This window comes from Devosia soli (assembly GCF_000970455.1).
In the GTDB taxonomy this organism is placed as follows: domain Bacteria; phylum Pseudomonadota; class Alphaproteobacteria; order Rhizobiales; family Devosiaceae; genus Devosia; species Devosia soli.
The window spans coordinates 229669-247657 of sequence record NZ_LAJG01000021.1 but is presented as its reverse complement, the minus strand read 5'-3'; the positions used below and the strand labels follow the sequence as shown (position 1 = coordinate 247657).

General features: G+C 61.6%; 16 protein-coding genes and 1 tRNA gene. 7 read left to right on the top strand and 10 right to left on the bottom strand.

From position 1 onward, the window contains the following. Positions 1–184: 184 nt before the first annotated feature. Positions 185–670: a MarR family winged helix-turn-helix transcriptional regulator gene (locus VW35_RS10265; protein ID WP_046142937.1), complete on the bottom strand. Its 486-nt coding sequence runs from the start codon at positions 668–670 to the stop codon at positions 185–187. 61 nt (positions 671–731) lie between these two features. Between VW35_RS10265 and VW35_RS10260 the strand changes: the two genes are divergently transcribed. Beyond that, positions 732–1133, top strand: a complete 402-nt coding sequence (locus VW35_RS10260; protein WP_161796892.1) for a nuclear transport factor 2 family protein — start codon at positions 732–734, stop codon at positions 1131–1133. A 74-nt stretch (positions 1134–1207) separates the two neighbouring features. On the opposite strand, the gene VW35_RS10255 is transcribed toward VW35_RS10260, so the two are convergent. Both VW35_RS10255 and ppa read right to left on the bottom strand, forming a co-directional pair. Further along, positions 1208–1645, bottom strand: a complete 438-nt coding sequence (locus VW35_RS10255; RefSeq protein ID WP_046142935.1) for a MarR family winged helix-turn-helix transcriptional regulator — start codon at positions 1643–1645, stop codon at positions 1208–1210. 224 nt (positions 1646–1869) lie between these two features. Then, the gene (gene ppa / locus VW35_RS10250) at positions 1870–2403 is read right to left on the bottom strand and encodes an inorganic diphosphatase (RefSeq protein ID WP_046142934.1); all 534 of its coding nucleotides are present in this window, start codon (positions 2401–2403) and stop codon (positions 1870–1872) included. A 205-nt stretch (positions 2404–2608) separates the two neighbouring features. Between ppa and VW35_RS10245 the strand changes: the two genes are divergently transcribed. Further along, a complete protein-coding gene (locus tag VW35_RS10245; protein ID WP_046142933.1) occupies positions 2609–3157 on the top strand; it encodes a hypothetical protein in 549 nt (182 codons plus the stop codon). Here the strand turns inward: VW35_RS10245 and VW35_RS10240 are convergent. After that, the gene (locus VW35_RS10240; RefSeq protein WP_046142932.1) at positions 3151–3606 is read right to left on the bottom strand and encodes a tellurite resistance TerB family protein; all 456 of its coding nucleotides are present in this window, start codon (positions 3604–3606) and stop codon (positions 3151–3153) included. The genes VW35_RS10245 and VW35_RS10240 overlap by 7 nt on opposite strands. A 236-nt stretch (positions 3607–3842) precedes the next feature. On the opposite strand from VW35_RS10240, the gene VW35_RS21560 reads away from it, so the two are divergent. From VW35_RS21560 to VW35_RS10225, 3 genes are read left to right on the top strand one after another with little or no spacing between them, the layout of a single operon-like run. Beyond that, positions 3843–4685 (top strand): ImuA family protein, encoded by an 843-nt coding sequence (locus VW35_RS21560; protein WP_052951639.1) that lies wholly within the window; start codon positions 3843–3845, stop codon positions 4683–4685. Further along, positions 4585–6213, top strand: coding sequence for a Y-family DNA polymerase (locus VW35_RS10230; RefSeq protein ID WP_046142931.1), 1629 nt, complete (start codon positions 4585–4587; stop codon positions 6211–6213). Before VW35_RS21560 ends, VW35_RS10230 begins: the two co-directional genes overlap by 101 nt. After that, positions 6210–9665, top strand: coding sequence for an error-prone DNA polymerase (locus VW35_RS10225; RefSeq protein ID WP_083982634.1), 3456 nt, complete (start codon positions 6210–6212; stop codon positions 9663–9665). The genes VW35_RS10230 and VW35_RS10225 overlap by 4 nt, the downstream gene beginning before the upstream one ends. A 6-nt stretch (positions 9666–9671) precedes the next feature. On the opposite strand, the gene VW35_RS10220 is transcribed toward VW35_RS10225, so the two are convergent. Further along, positions 9672–9959 carry a 4a-hydroxytetrahydrobiopterin dehydratase gene (locus VW35_RS10220; protein WP_052951638.1) on the bottom strand — a complete coding sequence of 96 codons (288 nt, stop codon included), beginning with the start codon at positions 9957–9959 and terminating at the stop codon, positions 9672–9674. A gap of 256 nt (positions 9960–10215) precedes the next feature. On the opposite strand from VW35_RS10220, the gene VW35_RS10215 reads away from it, so the two are divergent. Next, complete coding sequence (locus VW35_RS10215; protein WP_046142930.1) at positions 10216–12525, top strand: putative bifunctional diguanylate cyclase/phosphodiesterase; 2310 nt, start codon at positions 10216–10218, stop codon at positions 12523–12525. Positions 12526–12625: 100 nt separating this feature from the next. Continuing rightward, positions 12626–13420 carry an N-acyl amino acid synthase FeeM domain-containing protein gene (locus VW35_RS10210; RefSeq protein WP_046142929.1) on the top strand — a complete coding sequence of 265 codons (795 nt, stop codon included), beginning with the start codon at positions 12626–12628 and terminating at the stop codon, positions 13418–13420. A gap of 19 nt (positions 13421–13439) precedes the next feature. On the opposite strand, the gene VW35_RS10205 is transcribed toward VW35_RS10210, so the two are convergent. The 5 genes from VW35_RS10205 to hemC all read right to left on the bottom strand — a co-directional run bounded on the left by VW35_RS10205 (position 13440) and on the right by hemC (position 17953). Beyond that, positions 13440–13515 (bottom strand) — tRNA-Thr (locus VW35_RS10205). 37 nt (positions 13516–13552) lie between these two features. Continuing rightward, positions 13553–14938, bottom strand: coding sequence for a heme biosynthesis protein HemY (locus VW35_RS10200; protein WP_052951637.1), 1386 nt, complete (start codon positions 14936–14938; stop codon positions 13553–13555). Then, a complete protein-coding gene (locus tag VW35_RS10195) occupies positions 14935–16254 on the bottom strand; it encodes a COG4223 family protein (RefSeq protein ID WP_046142928.1) in 1320 nt (439 codons plus the stop codon). The genes VW35_RS10200 and VW35_RS10195 overlap by 4 nt, the downstream gene beginning before the upstream one ends. Positions 16255–16278: 24 nt before the next feature. Beyond that, complete coding sequence (locus VW35_RS10190) at positions 16279–17010, bottom strand: uroporphyrinogen-III synthase (protein WP_046142927.1); 732 nt, start codon at positions 17008–17010, stop codon at positions 16279–16281. Positions 17011–17014: 4 nt separating this feature from the next. Continuing rightward, entirely contained in the window at positions 17015–17953 is a 939-nt protein-coding gene (gene hemC, locus VW35_RS10185; RefSeq protein WP_046142926.1) for a hydroxymethylbilane synthase, read from the bottom strand. Positions 17954–17989 lie beyond the last annotated feature (36 nt).

The window sequence follows — 17989 nt, the reverse complement described above, 5'->3', positions numbered from 1 at the left end:
GCAGCGGTGCATATAGAAATTTTCCCCTTTTCACAAGCGCTGCTGGCGCAGGGCGGGGATGCGTGAGGGCGAGTGGGCAGCAGATTGGGCTTAAAGGAGATATTGGGGTGGCTTGCGGACTTTCTGCTTTTCAGCAGATTAGTCTTCTAAGCGGACCTTTGAGAAACACACAAAGCAAATGTGCTCACTCCATATCCGGAGCGCGGACGCGGCGCTGACGGGTAGCTTCCACTCCACCAGTGGCGTCGAGCAGAGCAGCGAGCGCCCGCTTGGCGTGAGCCATCGTCTCGGCATTTAGAGTGACGAGCAATCGCGTGTCGAGTTCGGCGCGAGCCGACCTTGCGGCCTCTATGGCTTCTTCGCCGCGCCTAGACAGAGCGATATGTCGAATCCGGCGATCAGTCGGAGAAGGTTGCACTGTAAGATATCCAAGTGCCGTGAGCTCGGCCACGACCTTGGAGGCGCCCTGCTGGGTCATCCCCAGTTGCTGCGCAAGGGCGCTGATACTTGTCGGCCCGCCAATAAGCATCTGAAACACATAGCCGTGGCTAATGCGCAGGTGCGGATGACCAGCCCTGCGAATGGCGGCCAGCAAGTGTTCATTCGCTGCGCTACCCGCCAGCCAGCTCAATGTAGCTAAGTCCAGTTCACCAGGATCAACGTCGGCCATGGGCAGCTCTTGACAACACATAATACACAACTAAGGTTGTGCATATCACATGGAGGTAAACATGACATCCTCAAATCCTATCACTATTGCCAGAGCGCTTCATGCTGCATTGGAGACCGGTGCCAGCGGTGAGGTGCTGCGCGCGCTGTTCACCCCTCATGCCACAACCTTGGAGCATCCCAATGCAATCAAGCCACAGGGTGGATCGGCAACGCTCGACCAAATGCTCTCAGCCTCCATTGCGGGCGCAAAATTGCTGGCTAGGCAACATTACGAGCTGGTCGATGCTATTGCCCACGAGAATCTAGCTATCCTGCGGGTTATATGGACAGCAACCATCGCTGCAGATGCAGGCCCCTTCGCCGCCGGTCAGGAACTTCGTGCTCATATTGCCCAGTTCATCACCACTGAGGGCGAGCGAATATCCCGAATCGAAACCTTCGATTGTTACGACCCATTTTGAGGTCGTTCAGGGCGGCTTGTGGGCACCTTTCAGCAGGACGCAAATGACCGCAATGTCGATAGCGGTCTTCCTACTCAGCCCGCCCTACCCGTCTGCACTTCCAGCACCTTCACTACCCGTCCCAACAATTCCCAAAACTGCCCGCGCTCGGCCGTCGAAAACTGCTCTAGCAGCAATTCGTTGAGCGCGCCGAGGGCCCGGTCCATGTCGGCGATGCGTTCGTAGCCTAAGGGCGTGAGAGCGATGAGGGCGCTGCGGCCGTCGTCGGGATTGGGTTTGCGGGTGACGAAACCGTCGCGCTCCATGCGCTGGATTGTGGCGGTCATGGTGGGCTGTTCGACTTCGGCGGCCTGGGCCAGCGCCTTTGGCGTATGCGCGCCGCCGGAGGAGAGCGCTAAAAACACCGGGACATAGGCAGGATTGAGCCCGATGGGCGTCAGCATGATTTCGCGCTCGCGGGCGAGAAGGCGGGCGGCCCAGCTGAGCTGATCGACGGCACTGCGTTGCGACATACTGAGCCTACTCAGGACTTTTTGCCATTTAGGCGCGAGCGGCTGATTTGGGCAAGGGGATTGCAGGGGGGCGCCACCAGCGGTCAGCACGGCGTTGAGCCGGGATCCATCTTCAGATCTCAGGATGGCCCCGGCTCAGGGCCGGGGTGACATCCGGGTGTGTGGTGGTGTTGGTGACCAAAAGAAAGGGCGGTATCCAAAAATACCGCCCTAATCTCAAACGATTACTTGGACTTGTTGGCCATTTCGATGGACTCGAGGATCACGCGCTTGGCGTCGGCGAGGTTGCCGATCCGGTCGATCTTGGCCCACTTGCCGGGCTCGAGATCCTTATAGTGCGTGAAAAAGTGTTTGACGCGCTCGAGCTGGATTTCCGGGAAATCCTCGATGTCCTTGATGTTGTCGTACATGCGCGTGAGTTTTGAGACCGGCACGGCGATGATCTTTTCGTCCTGGCCGCCATCGTCTTCCATGAAGAGGACGCCGACGGGCCGCGAGCGCACCACGGCGCCGGGCACCAGCGGGCGCGAATTCATCACGATCACGTCGAGCGGATCGCCATCGCCGCAGAGCGTATGCGGCACGAAGCCGTAATTGCCGGGATAGCGCATCGGCGTATAGAGGAAGCGATCGACGAACAGCGCGCCGCTATCCTTGTCGATTTCATACTTGATCGGCTCGCCGCCCAAGGGGACTTCGATGATGACATTGAGATCGTCAGGCGGGTTCTTGCCGGTCGGAATGGCGTCGATGTTCATTTGGCTGAATGTCCGGTTCGTCGGGGAAGGCTGAACGATTGGGGTTCTGCCCGACAAAGGCGGGCAAAGGCAAGCCGGAAAACGGCCGAGGCGGAGGCTTGTGCGGCATGGGTAAACGCAAACCCCGTCAGCTCCGGTTCATCTTGTTTTGCGCACATTGGTTGGGTCAATCTATCGGCCACGGCCAAACGAGGACGCTTGATCGATGCGGTATCCCCTTTTTCTCGCCCTGACGCTTTGCGCCAGCCCCGCTTTTGCCCAATCGGGCATGACCAGCGCCTATACCGATCTCGACATCGACAAATGCCTCGTGCTCGAGGCCGACGATTTCGGCGCCAGCTGGGCCTGTCCGGGCTACAAGGGATTTCCCGTAAAAGTGCAGGAAGGGGACCTGCGCTTTTCGATCGGCTATGGGTTCAACCCCGATGAAAGCTCGGCCGGCGCGCAGACGCTGCCACCCTTCAACACGCTCGGCGGCAAGATTGAATGGCGCCTTTCCAATGCGAAGGGCTACTTTTTCCCCATCGCCACCATCGTGCGTTATCACACTGCCGACCCGGTGACGGGCGAGGACAAGGGCCAGGTCCTGGCCGTGACCCAGATTGCCGAGGGCAATTCCTGCCACATCGCCTATGTCGATGCGCTGGCCAATCCCAATGCCAATGACCTCGCGCGGGAAGCAGCCGACAAGGCCGGCGATTTCAATTGCGAAACCGACGAAGCCGAGGTGATCGGGAAATTCACAGCCTACTGATCTTCGGCTTCGGCGCTCTTCTTGCCGCGCACCTGATTGCGGAGCACGGTGCGATCGCGGCTCGACACGCCGATCAATTCGGCAATGCGCCAGACCATGTTGTCTTCAAGCTCGTGATTTTCCTTATCGGCAAAAACCACGGTCCACATCATGCGGATGATCTCGATGCGGTCTTCCATCGGCAATTGGGTGATGCCAGAGGTGAAATGGTAGAAATCGACCGCCTCGGCATCGCGTAAAGCGGCCTGCTTGATGAGACGCTCGACGCTCTGCTCATCAAGATCATAGTGGTCCATCAGCGCGCCGCGGATCACCCGGCGCTCTTCGTCCTTCATCGAGCCATCGACCGCCGCCAGATGCACGAGCAGCGCGGCAACGGAAAGTTTTGGGTCATTGCGATCGGCCGTGTTTTCGGTCTTGCCGAACAAACGGGTCAGGGCCTCGAACATGGCGGCACGCCTCTTGCGGGGAAAAAAGAATCAGACGATGTGGCTGGAGCCAGCCGGGAAAGACTGGGGCAGAAGGCGTTTCCACTCAATGGCCGAGATGGCTCCAGCGTGGTCTTGAGCCGGGCTGATGCACCTTGGCCACACCGATCCATGCACAAGGGAACCGAAAAGGGACTCGACTCTTGTTCCGCCTTGAGTCACCATGTTCCTGTTTTGTTCATGTAAGCGGTCAATCCATGCCAGCCCCCGACCACCAACAGCGCCTTGCCGCGCTGCGGGACACCATTGCCGATATCGAGCGCAAGCCGGCCCTGGCGGAGACGCCCGACCGGTCGCTCGAAACCAGCGATGGCAGCTTCCCGCGCCTTTCGGGAGGGCTCTTGCAGGAGGTGTTTACCGATGCCTTGCGCAATGGCGGCGCGAGCCTCGGCTTTGCGCTCGGACAGGCGAAAACGCTTTTGAGCCCCAAGCGGATGGCCGTCATCTACCTGCAGCTCGAAAAGGACGGACAGACCTTTGGCCTACCTTATGGGCCGGGCCTCAAATCCTTCGGGTTCGATCCTGAGCAACTGATCATCGTGCGGGTCAACGACATGCGGGACCTCTTGTGGGTCGCCGAAGAATCCATTGCCTGCAGCGCCATGGCCGCCATCGTGGCCGATATCGGAGCCGATCCCGAACCGCTCGATTTCACCGCCAGCCGGCGCCTGGGTCTGCGGACCGCCGAAAGCGGCACGTCCTTGTTTCTCCTTCGCTATGGCACGGCGCGGCAAGCAAGCGCTGCGCATCTGCGATGGCGGCTCAGCCCGCATCGATCGGGCCGCAGACCGTTCGACGAACGGGCACCGGGGGCGGCCCGATGGCGGCTCGAACTGGAAAAGGGCATCGGCGCCCGGCGTAATTTGGATTGGGTCCTCGAGTGGACGGAAAATGGCTTCAAGGCTCTCCCCAATTGGAAAGACGGCATATCCCGGCCTGTTGCACGACCGCCGGTTCCTCGTCCTCACCCTGCCTTTTTGGCCAACCGAATTCCTCAAGCGCCGCGATCCCGCTCTCAAGCCACCGCTGGCGCTTTATGAAAAAATCCGCGGCGGCCTTCGCCTGGCTTGGCTCGACCCCCAGGGTCTGCGCGAAGGGTTGCGCCTCGGCCAGAGCCTTGCCGATGCGAGGGCGCTGCTGCCGCACCTGACGGTTCTGCCCTTCGAAGCGGACTTTTTCACTTCGGCCTTCGCCGATTTCGCCGATTGGCATTCCAATGCCAGCCCGCTCGTCGGCGTGTTGAAGGATCGCGCGCCCTTTGGCGATCTCGTCCTCGACATCACCGGGGTGGATCATCTTTTCGGTGGCGAGCGCAAGATGCTGCACCTGCTCGTCGCCCGGCTGCGGGCGCTCGGCTATACCGTCAACGGCGCGATTGCATCGACCATCGGGGGCGCCTGGGCCGTCAGCCATTTTGCGCCTAACAGGGTCATCGCGCCGCACGAGCTCACCCAGAGCCTTGATGCCCTGCCGATCGCCGCGCTCCGGCTCGAGGAACACCAGCTTTCGCTCCTGGCCCAGATGGGCCTCAAGACCATTGGCGAATTGCGATCACGGCCGCGAAAACCCATGCTGGCGCGGTTCGGGGCTTCGCTCATCCTTCGCCTCGACCAGGCCTATGGCTTTATCGAAGAGCGCATGGTGCCGCGGCTGCCGGTGAGCGAGCATTTTGCCGAAAGGAAATTTCCCGAGCCGATTTCCCGTCTCGAAGACGTGCTACTGACGGCGCGGGACCTTGCCCAGGAACTGGCCCAGCATCTTGAGAAGGAAGGGCTGGGGGCTCAGGCCTTCCACCTTTTTCTTTATCGGGTCGATCACAAGGTCATGACCCTTTCGCTCAATGCCGGTCGCGTGACGCGGGACCCGAGGCACATCGCCAATATGTTCCGGCATCGGGCCGACAGGCTGGCCGAAGAAAACTACGACCCCGGCTTCGGCATAGACCTGGTGCGTCTTGCCGCCGGATCGCTCGACCGGCTCGATGCCGCCCAGCTCGGCGCGTTTTCGGTTCAGTCCGGTGCCGATATGCTCGATCAACTGACCGATCGCCTGGCAAGCCGGCTTGGCGCCGTCTCGGTGCTCAAGACCGAACTGATCCAGAGCCATATCCCCGAACGCGCTGCCAGGCTGGTCCCCGTTCTCGGCCAATCGGGGATGGCGGAGAGCGCTCTTCCAGATCTCGAGCGACCGCTGCGTCTCTTGCCCGTCCCCGAGCTTGTCGCCATCAATGCCGAAGTACCCGATGGCCTGCCCGCTTCGATGATCTGGCGCCGCCATCCCTATCGTTTGGTCAAGGCAGCCGGCCCCGAACGGCTGAGCGCGGAATGGTGGCGCCGTCGCGAACGGCTCAAGCTCGCACCCGATCCCGAACCGCGAAAGCCTGAACCGGGAGAAATTCCCAAACCACCGCCCTATGTCCCGGACCTGCCGCTTTTCGATCCGGTGACCGGCATGCGCGATTATTATGTGGTCGAAGACCGCGATGGCCACCGTTTCTGGGTGTTTCGCCTTGGCCTTTATGGGGGGCCTGAGCACCCAACATGGTACCTGCATGGATTTTTCGCATGAGTGAAATCGTTGCCTTAAAGCGGAAAAAGCCGGCAAAAAGCCCGCCGCGCCAAGTGGAGGCGCCGGCCTTTGCCGAACTCGTGACCACCAGCAATTTTTCTTTCCTGCGCTCCGGCTCTCACCCCGAGGAGCTCGTTTCAGCGGCCATGCATCTGGGTTTTACCGCGCTTGGCCTTTGCGATCGCAACAGTTTTGCCGGTGTCGTCCGCGGTTATGTGACGGCGCGCGACCACAAGACGGTGAACCCCGCCTTTCGCTATCTCGTGGGCGTCAGGCTGAGTTTTTCCGACGGCACGCCCGACATCATTGCATACCCCACCGACAGGGTGGCTTATGGCCGGCTTTGCAAACTTCTGACAGTTGGCAATAAACGCGGCGAAAAGGGCAAGCCTGACCTGCGGTTTGGAGATCTCTTCGGCTATAGCGACCCCGCTTCAGCCAATGAACAGGGTCCCCTCGAAAACTATGCCCAGGGCCAGCTGTTCATTCTCATGCCTGACGAGCATGACTGGAGCCTGACCGAGAAGACCCTCGAACGTCTAAGCGCGGAGGCACCGGACCGGGTCTGGGTGGCTGGAACGGCGCGCTTGGACGGCAAGGACAGGGCGCGGCTCAATCGGATCGATTTTCTTGCAAGGCGCCATGGCGCCCTCATGCTCGCCAGCAATGATGCCGCCTACCATGAGCCCGACAGGCACATGGTGCTCGACGTCGTCACCTGCATCCGCGAGCATTTAACGCTTGAAGAGGCAGGCTTGCTGCTCTCCTCCAATGCCGAACGTCATTTGAAGCCGGCCGATGAAATGGCGCGGCTCTTTGCCGAACATCCTCAAGCGATCACCGAAACCCAGCGGTTTATCGCCCGCATTCATTTTTCGCTCGACCAGCTCAAATACAACTATCCGGAAGAAACCACCGGCAACGGCGAAACGGCGCAGCAGACGCTCGAGCGCCTGACCTGGGAAGGTGCTGCCAAGCGCTTTCCAGGCGGTGTACCCGACAGCATCAAGCGCTCGATCTGGTCCGAACTCTGCCTCATCGGCTACAAGAATTATGCAGCCTATTTTCTGACCGTACACGACATCGTCCGTTATGCCCGGGACGAACGCAAAATCCTTTGCCAGGGTCGCGGCTCGGCTGCCAATTCCAGCGTCTGCTTCTGCCTTCACATCACCGAGGTCAATCCCGAGACCGGCAACCTGGTCTTCGGCCGCTTCATCTCGACCGAGCGGGACGAGCCACCCGATATCGACGTCGATTTCGAGCACGAGCGGCGCGAAGAGGTGATGCAATATGTCTATCAAAAATATGGTGGCCGGCGCACGGGGCTGACCGCCAATGTCATCACCTACCGCTCCAAGAGCGCCATTCGCGAGACCGCCAAGGTTTTCGGTATTTCAGAGGATACGATCAACGCCTTCAACCAGCTCCATTGGGGCTGGGGCTCGGGCGTCGATCTCAAGAGCGTTGGCAATATCGGGCTCACTCCAGACGATCCCGTGCTGGCGCAGATGTTCGAGGTGGTCAAGATATTGCGCGGTTTCCCCCGGCATCTCAGCCAGCATGTGGGCGGGTTCGTCATCACCCGGGACAGTCTTGAAAGCCTCGTGCCCATCGGCAAGACGGCGATGGATAGCCGCGTCATCATCGAGTGGAACAAGGACGATATCGACGCTCTGGCCATTCTCAAGGTCGATATTCTGGCGCTCGGCATGCTATCCTGCCTGCGGCGCGCCTTTGAGCTCATGCATGTCCATTATAAGAAGGATCTGCAGCTGGTGGACCTTCTGGCCGAAGAAACGGGCCAGGGGCCGATGGATAAGGCCCGCGTCTATGCCATGATCCAACGCGCCGATACGCTCGGTGTCTTCCAGATCGAGAGCCGGGCACAGATGTCGATGCTGCCGCGCCTCAAGCCGGATAAGTTCTATGACCTCGTCATCGAGGTTGCCATCGTTCGCCCCGGCCCGATCCAGGGCGACATGGTACATCCCTATCTGCGGCGCCGGCAAAAACTCGAAGAACCGGTTTATTACAATGACAAGCTCAAGGGTGTGCTCGAACGCACCCTCGGCATTCCGCTGTTCCAGGAACAGGCGATGCAGATTGCCATAGTCGGTGCCGGCTTTTCACCCGGCAAGGCCGACCAGTTGCGCCGCGCCATGGCTGCCTGGCGGCGCACCGGCAAGATCGCCCAGTTTGGCGAAGAGTTTCTGGCAGGCATGGAGGCGAACGGCTATCCGGCCGAATTTGCCAAGAACTGCTTTGCCCAGATCCAGGGCTTTGCCGAATATGGCTTTCCTGAAAGCCATGCAGCAAGCTTTGCGCTGCTGGTCTATGCCTCGTGCTGGCTCAAATGCCACTATCCGGACGTCTTTGCCTGCGCGCTGCTCAATTCCCAACCCATGGGTTTCTATTCCCCCAGCCAGATCGTGCGCGATGCCCGCGAGCACGGCGTCGAAATTCTCGAGGTCGACGTCAATCTCTCGCACCTTGAATGCACTCTCGAAGCGGGCACCCGAATGACGCGAGACGGCGTCTGGATGCGCCACGAGGAAATGGGGGAGGATATTCTTTCAGAAAAGGCCATTCGCCTTGGCCTGAATTTTATCGAAGGCCTGGCCGAAAACGACATCAACCGCATCGTGGCGCGCCGCGGTACTGGCTATGGCTCCGTCAGGGATCTCTGGCTGAAGACCGGGGTGGCTATCGGGAGCCTTGAAAAGCTGGCGCGCGCCGATGCCTTTGCCTCGATGGGGCTCAACCGGCGGGAAGCGCTCTGGGCGGTCAAGGGACTGATTGGCACGCATGGCGCCGATACGCTTCCACTTTTTCAGGCGTCAGGACCGGTCGAGACCAAGAAGGAAGAACCCGCCGGCCTGCCTCTTATGGCGCCGGGCGAAGAGGTCGTCCACGATTACGCAACGCTATCGCTGTCGCTCAAAGGCCATCCGGTGCAATTCATGCGGCCGATGTTGCAGGAGCGCGGGGTGACGCGGGCGCAGAATTTGATGGGCGTGACGCCCGGCCATCGTGTCGAAGTGGCGGGGCTGGTGCTGGTGCGGCAGCGGCCGGGAACGGCGAGCGGGGTGATTTTCGTCACGCTCGAGGACGAGACCGGGGTCGCCAATATCGTTGTCTGGCCAAAGATGTTCGAGAACGACCGGATGCGCAAAATTCTGCTCTCGAGCCGGATGCTGGCCGTAAAAGGCCAAGTGCAGCGCGAGGGGATCGTCATTCACATCATCGCCGAAGACATGCAGGACATGACCCCGCAATTGCTCGACCTTTCCCATGGCAAGGATTTTGGCGACAAGATCGTGGCTCGTGCCGATGAGGGAAAATCCGGCCCGCCGGGCAGCCAGAGCCGCGACCGCAATGCCATTCGCGAAATCGAGCTGGCCCGCCGCCGCGCCTATGCCGCCATGCCCAAGGGCCGGAATTTTCACTAGGAAAAATCAGACGAGCGCGCTGATCTTTTGCGCGAGATCGACATCCTTCTGTGTCAACCCGCCAGCATCGTGGGTCGATAGCGTGATCTCGACCTTATTGTAGCTGTTGGACCAATCGGGATGATGGCCGGCCTTTTCGGCGAGGAGCGCCACCTGGGCCATGAACCCGAAGGCTTGCGTAAAGCTTTCGAATTTGAACGAGCGGGTCAATTTGCTGGCGCCCGTCTCTATCGTCCAGCCGGCCAGGGCCGGGCGCGCTGTCTCGATTTGTGCCGGTTCGAGTCTGTCTTCCATCCCATTCTCCTCAAGTTTGCCTGTCAGGTTAAGAGCCGGTTCACCCTGCCAACGAGAAAGTGCCTTGCCGGTTCACCTTGCCGATCACATTCAAGACCATCTTAACCCCATTGGCGTTGAAGTTGGTTCAAGAACGCGGTCCTGCCAGAACGGAAGGGCCAAGCCATGGCGACATGGCCAAAAATAAACCTGCCGCCGACCGGAGTTGGCGTGTCGGGCACGCCCCTAGCCTCAAACCAGCCCCAGGCGGACCGGCATGTTTCAAGCCGCCCATAAATTGCTGCCCCCGGTCGACTATGTGTCGATGATCCGGTCGCTTTATGCGGATCGGTTGTCGATGCTGCTCGGCGCCTATGGCTCGGCCTTGGCTGCCGCCGTGGCCGCGCTTGAAGCCCATTCCTGGCAATTGGGCGTTATCGCCGTCCTCTTCATCCTCGTCGGCGCGATCCGCAACCTCGACATGAAGGCGTTTAACGCCGTCGAGCTCAAGCAAGACGATGTCGCAACCGCCATCTATTGGGAAGGCCGCGCCACCATCGGTGCCGCTGTCATCGCGAGCCTATACGGCATCTGGTGTCTCCTGAGCTTCTGGATCGTCGATGATCCCTTCGCCGAACTAACCGCCGCGAGCGTTTCCGTTTCGGTTCTGGTGGGCGTATCGCAGCGCAATTTCGCCATCGACCGGCTGATGACCATCCAGGTGCTGCTCATTGCCGTGCCCATGTCCCTGGGCCTGCTGCTCACCGGAAATCTTTATTATGCGCTGCTGACGCTTTTGTTGCTGCCCTTCTTCGTCAGCCTGCGCAAGATTGCGGGCAACGCGCGCGACGTGCTGCTGCGAGCCGTCCATGGCCGCATGAAGGCTTCGGCGCTGGCCGAGCAGCTCGATGCAGCGCTCGATACGCTCGAACATGGCCTGCTCATGCTCGACCAGAACCGGATCGTCGAAGTGGCCAACGATACCGCGCTCGAGGCTTTTGGCATCGGGACGCCGGGCGACTGGATCGGACGCCCGCTGCGCGAACTTTTCGATTTCGCGCTCGAAACCGGCGCCGTCCCGGCAACCGCTGCCAAGCGCATCGAAATGCTGCTCGATACCCATTCGAGCGGCAAAGTGCTCATCTGCAACCGGCTCGGGCAATATTACGAGGCTTCGGTGTCTTCGCGCGACACCAAGTCGGTGCTGCTCTTTGAAGACATTTCCGATCGCGTCAGCGCCGAAGAACGCATCAGCTATATGGCGCGCTATGACGCGCTGACGGCCCTGCCCAACCGCGCCTATTTTGCCGAACTGGTCGAGGCAGCCCTCGAGGAACGGCTCGATACGCTCGACCCAGGCACCGTGGCGCTGATGATCCTCGATATCGACGATTTCAAGCATATCAACGACACGCTCGGACACCTTGCCGGCGATCAGCTGCTCCACGAGATCGGACGGCGCCTGCCGACTGCCCTGCCCGATGACGCGATTGTCGGGCGGCTCGGTGGCGACGAATTCATCGCCTTCTATGTTTCATCGGGTGGAGCCGCGGACGTCGAGGCCGATGCCGGACGGCTCCTCGGCAGGATGCACCAGACCTACCAGTTGCCGAACCGCCAGCTCAGCATCAATGTGAGCGTCGGCGCTGTCGCTTCGTCCGAACGCGGCGACGATTTCGAGCAGCTGATGATCAAGGCGGACCTGGCGCTCAATGCCGCCAAGCTGGGCGGCAAGAACCGCGTCGTGCAGTTTCACGCGCTCATGGACACCGAATATCAGCTCAAGCAGCAGCTCAAGATCGACCTCAAGCAAGCGATCGCGGACAAAAAGCTGCACCTCGCCTATCAGCCGATCGTCGATCCAAGGCAGAACCGGATCGTCGGCTGCGAGGCGCTCGCCCGTTGGAACCACCCGAGCTACGGCATGATTTCGCCGGCAACCTTCATTCCCATTGCCGAAGAAACCGGGCTCATCACCGATCTGACGCGCTTCGTGCTCGACAAGGCGACGCGCGACTGCCGCGCCTGGCCTGGGGATACGCGCGTCGCCGTCAATATTTCGGCTCGCGACTTCCGCTCCTGCGATGTTGCCGAACTCGTCGGCGAGGCGCTTGAGGATAGCCGCTTGCCGCCGGGCCAGCTCGAGATCGAGGTTACCGAAACCACCGTTATCGAAGAGCGCGATTCGGCGGGCGCGGCCCTGCTCAAGCTTTACGATCGGGGCGTCGGCATAGCGCTCGACGACTTCGGCACGGGCTATTCGTCGCTGAGCTATCTCAGTGCCCTGCCTTTTACCAAGCTCAAGATCGACCGGTCCTTCCTGACCGGCATCGAAACCGACGAAAAGGCGCTCAAGCTCGTTGCCAATGTCGTGCAGCTGGGTAAGGACCTCAACCTGATGACGACAATCGAGGGCGTCGAAACCGAGGTGCAGCTCAATCTTGTGACGAAGCACACCGGCGTCGACCTGATCCAGGGCTTCCTTTATGGCCCACCGCTAACCCTCGACGCGTTTACCCGGCTTATCGAACAGCAGTATTCCCGTCAAACGCCGGTTTCCCTGCGTCTTGTCTCCGCGACGAAGTGAGCAAAACTGCCACATTAACCATGGCGGCATTGTCAACTTTTGCAAGGGTTAATGAATTGTTAACGTCGCGCTACGGGTAATTCCAGAGCGGCGGACATCCATGCTTATTGATCGCGACAGCGCAGCAGCAGCGCAAGCCGGCGAGCCTTCGCGCTTTTCGGGAACGCTGATCGATCTCCTCGACGACGTCAGCTATGCGCGCGTCGATGCCGGGGTGATCGACGATCCAATCTACAAGCTGCGCTATCGCGCCTATCGGCGCGAAGGCTTCATGGATCACAACGCCGAAGAGATCTGCATCGACGATCTCGACGAAACCGCCAATGCCATGAGCTTCGGCATCTATATCAAGGGCGAACTGGTCAGCTCGATCCGCCTTCATCACCTGACCGCCGAACACCGCCGGTCGCCCAGCATGAAGGTTTGTCCCGATATCCTGACCCCGCTTATCGACGCAGGGAAAACTTTTATCGATCCGAGCCGCTTTACCGCGGATCATGAAGCCTCGCTTGCCTATCCGGCCCTGCCCTTCCTGACGCTGCGCGTTGCGGCAATGGCCTCGGTGCATTTCGACGCGGATCAGTGTCTGGCCATCGTCCGGCCCGAACATGGGCCGTTCTACAAGCGCGTCTTCGGGTCCGAACCGATGAGCGACGTGCGCACTTATCCGGGCCTGCATTTCCCGGTTACGCTGTTCGGGGCCGCCGTCGATTCCATTCGCAGTCGCGTTGCCCAGCGCTTTCCGTTCTTTCTGTCGACGGCAGCGGAGCGTGAGGCGCTGTTTTCGCAAACGGTAATGCAAGGCGCCAGCCTGCGCATTCCGGCTTCGGCGCGCCATGCCTATGAAAGCGCGCGGGCCGCAGCGGAGAGCGCCCAGGCCATCCAGACGTCTTGATCGGATTTGGGGGAAGAAGTGGTGCCGCAGAAGGGACTCGAACCCCCGACCCCATCATTACGAATGACGTGCTCTACCAACTGAGCTACTGCGGCGCCGAACGGGCCTTGGCCCGAACGGATCGGCGGTCTTTTACTGTTGGTTGCCCGCTGGCGCAAGAGGCAAGACTGGCGTCGCCGGGGGTAAATCCTCAACCGGTTGCGGCACGGCCGGCGGCAGCGGCATCGCGCGCGAATTGCTGGTGACCGGAACCTTCCATTCGAACGCATCGAGCTTGCCGGTAACTGGGGAGATCGGCTCCCACTCGTCGCTCACAAGACCATCTGCCGTCCAGGCGGGGTCGCGCGCCGCGCGGAGGCCTCGAGCGAGCCACTCGCGGGCCTTGCCCTGGTCACCCTTTTCACCTTCTTCGATTTCGGCCATGAGGCTCGCAACGCCTTGGGTAAGGTCAGGACCGGCATAAGGCATGAGCACATCGCGCGCCAATGGCCAATCATAGGCATCGATCGCGCCGCGGGCCAGCGCCATGGCCGCAGCCCGGTGCTCGGGCGGCATATCGATGATTTCCTTGAGGCGCTTGAGCCGATCGACGGCAGAGGCGCCAGGATTGGCATGAGCATAAAGGGCAGCCACGTCGGGATGGCCGGTCGAACGCCAGATGCGACGGAGAAGGCTCATGGCCTTGCGGCTTTCACCCTGGTTGATGTGGATGCGCGCAGCGATCAGCGCTGCCGGCACGAAATCGGGCAGCAGCTTCAAAGCAGTCAGCGCATGTTCGAGCGCGGCCAGCGGCTGGCTGGTTTCCGCCTCGCGGGCACGGGCGGTTTCTATGACGGCTTGCCGGCGGCGTTTTTGGGCGCGGCCTTCGCGATTGGCTGGCACTTCGGCGTTGACCATCGCCACAGCTTCGGCCCATTGCCCGCGCCGGACAAGATCATCGAACACGGCTTCGGCGGCCCATCCGCTTTCGGGCGAGAGACTCAAGGCCTTGCGCGCAAAGGTCAGCGCTGCGTCTTCCCGGCGCTGGGCGCGGGCCTGATCATATAGACCGGTCAGCGCCGCCAGCGCCGTCTTGTCGCTGGCGATAAGCGCCCGATAATGCTCGCGTGCGGCCGGCATGTCGCCCATCGCCAGATCGGCACGCGCTTCGAGCAATTTGGCTGCATTGTTTTCCGGCAGACGCGCCTGGGCTTCGCGGGCGAGAAGACGTGCGCGCGCGGGATCGCCCGATTGCAACGCGATGACCGCGTCCGAAAGCGCTTCGACACCCTGCTCCTTGCGCCGGGCTGCGCGCCGGCGCGCCATGGCGCGTGGCGCTCCGACGAGGCGGCGCACGACGGCCCAAATCAAGATGACCAAGGCTGCAGCAAGAAGAAGGAGCACCACCGCAGTCCCGAGACGGGGCTGCATGCGATAGCCGGCAAGTTCGAGCGTCAGCGTGCCCGGCAGGGCCATGAGCCAGGCGGCAAGCGCCGCAACGACCAGGCTGCCGATGATCCAGAGAGCGAGACGGATCATGCGCCACTCCCCTGGGCAAGTGCGGCCTGGCGAAGCTGCGTGAGGAATTCCTGCGCCGCTGCCTGATTGGCGATGTCGTTTGCCACGGTTCCAACGGCGGTGCGCATGGCCTGCGGCAGGGCATCGAGCTCGGTTTTGGCGGCAGCAAAATCGCCGCGGTCGATTGCCCCTTCTAGCCGGGCAACTACCGCTTCGGGCCCGTCGCCCTCCACAGCTTCCGTCGGACGCAGCGCGAGAATGCCGCGGAACCAGTCCGATGTCGTCTCCTGCCAGCTTGCATCTGGACTCACCGGCCGTCCGGCAAGGATGTCGGGCAGGACGGCATTGAAATCGCGGGCGATGAGATCGGGGCGTTTGAGGCCGGTCATGGCTTGCGCCGCAACAGACTGCGGAACCGCGAAATCCGGCAAAGCCTGCTTCAGCGCCGTGACTTCCGTGTCATAGGGAGCGCCAGTCGAAAAAGCAGTTTCAAACCCTGAAACGATCAGGGGGAGCCGGGCCTGGCCTTCTTCGACCGCACTGCCTTGGGACACATCGGTCTGGAGGGTGGCGACCTGTCCTGAAACCGTGCTGAGTTCGGCTTGCGTCGCGGCCGCAGACTGGCGCAGGGCCGCAAGTTCAGCTTCAAGTTTTGCCATTGCAGCCGCATTGGCAGCCGAAGCATCGCGCGCTTCCTGTGGCGCGCCGGCGAGTTCATCGATTCGGGCGCTGAGCGCTGCCACATCGCCGGCCAACTGGTCATTGGCCGCGGGCGTCGATGGAGCGGCTGCGGCAGCCGTGGCATTGCCCGATTCGATGCTGGCGACGCGCGAGGTCAAGGTCGCCAGTTCATCCTGAAGCGTCCCGGTGACTGTCTGCAGTTCCGGCACGCTCGCAGCGACGCTGGCAATACGCGGATCCTCCGGCGGAGTTGTCGGAGGTTGGCTCGGCCAATAGCCGAGAAGGGCCAGACCATAGGCAGCACCAAGGCCAACGACGCCGCCGACCAGGCCGGCGAGCCAGGCAGCACCGGCATGCGATTCGCTTTTCTGTCGCGCAACCGGGGGCGGAGTTACCGTGGAAGCAGGTTTAGAAAATTCAGGCTTGGATGCAGCCGGTCTTGGCGCGTCCGATTTCGCTTTCGCGTCGGGATTTGGCGGCTCCGCCTTGACCGAATCGGTATTGGCGTCCGCGGCCGGTTTGGGATCCGGCAGAGGCTTGGGCGGATCGGCGGGCCGCGCCGTGCCTTCGAGCACCGGCGGCTTTACCGCGGCAGACTTGGTCCCGGGCTTGTTCGGCTCCGGTGCGGCGCTCGCTTTGTCTTTGGGATCAGCCATGTGCCTTCCTTCTCGCTGGGTCGATCATGGCCCAGATTGTTCGCGCGCAAAAGCCAGAGCCAAGGCCATCATTGCCTCTTCATCCGGCCGGTCCGCCAGATGAACGCGATTGAACCGCCATTCGATCAAGGGCTGTGCGACATTTTCCGCAAGGCAGAGCGCGGCAAGCGCGCGGCGTTTGGTCTCAGGTAGGCTCGGCGCCGTCAAATGCGCAAAAATTTCCGCCGATCGCCGTGAATAAAGGAGGACTGCGCCGAAGCCATCGTCCTGCAATTGGGCAAGGATGGACGGCGGCAGGGCGGGCTCGGCGACCATGTCATAGGTCGTGACCGTCACCACCATCACCCCGTGCGGCGCCAGGGCCCGGGCAAGATCGCCGCTCAAATGTCTTCCAGCCGGATAAAGGATCGGCCCCGCAATCCGCGCCAGAGCGAGGGTGGTTGCAAGGCCATCCAGCGTTCCGCCGGTGCTGACAACATCGGTGAACCCAAGCAGCCGCGCCTCATGCGCCGTTCGGTCGCCTACCGCATAAACCGGCAGATGCAGAAGCGGGTCGAGCGGCTGCCTCTCAGCCAGGGCTCTCAGCGCATTGGTGCTGGTGACGGCGAGGGCTGCGAAGCCTTCGAGAGCCGGCAGGTGAAAATCGAGCGTCACCCGGCTCATCAGCGGGGCGGCGACACCTTCGATGCCGATCGCGCGCAGCCGATCGATGGTTGACTGAGCATCGGGCTCCGGACGCGTGACGAGAATGCGCATGGTATTACTCCGTCCACTGTTTGAGCCAATCTGGTCCGGCTTTGGCAAGCAGCTCCTCGCCGACGGCGGTTCCGAGCTTTTGAGGATCGGTGCCGCTGGCTTCGGCGCGGAAGCTGGTTTGTCCGTCAAGGCTGAGGATCTCGCCGGAAAGCGTCAAGGTTTCGCCTGACCAAGCGGTCAGCGCGCCAACCGGCGTGCGACAGGACCCATCGAGCACGGCGAGCATGGTGCGCTCGGCCACGATGGCGCGGTGCGTCGGCCTGTGGTCAAGAGCCGCAACAGCATCGAGAAAACGCTTGTCGCCGCTGCGGACAGCAAGTCCGATTGCCCCTTGCGCCGGCGCCGGCATGAAATGGTGCGGATCGAGGACGGAGGTCGCCCGATGGGTTTCCCCCAGCCGATTGAGCCCCGCCATTGCAAGAAGGGTAGCATCGGCAACGCCTTCGGCCAGCTTATTGAGGCGCGTATGGACGTTGCCGCGAAAAGGAACGATTTGGAGATCGGGCCGCAGGCGCAGCGCCTGGGCCGAGCGGCGGATGGACGATGTACCGAACCGGGCGCCCTCTGGCAGGGCTTCGATCGTCGAGGCGCCAAGAGACAGGAACGCATCGCGCACATCCTCGCGCTCGAGAAAGGCGGCGAGTTCCATGCCGTCCGGCAGGCCCGTTGCCACGTCCTTGCTTGAATGGACGCCGATATCGACTCGGCCGGACAAAAGCGCTTCGTCGATTTCCTTGGTGAAGACGCCCTTGCCCCCGATGGTCGAGAGTTCGACATTGGCTGCCTGGCTACGGTCGCCGCCGGTTGAAAAGACGACGATCTCGATCTTCTCCTCGCCCACGGCATGCGCGGTGGCGAGCAGGCTGCGCACCAGTCTCGCCTGGGCCAGCGCCAGCGGGCTGCCGCGCGTTCCGATCCGGGCGAAGGGGGCTGGCGATTGCATTATGGCTCCGTCCTAGTATAGGCCAATGGACAGTTT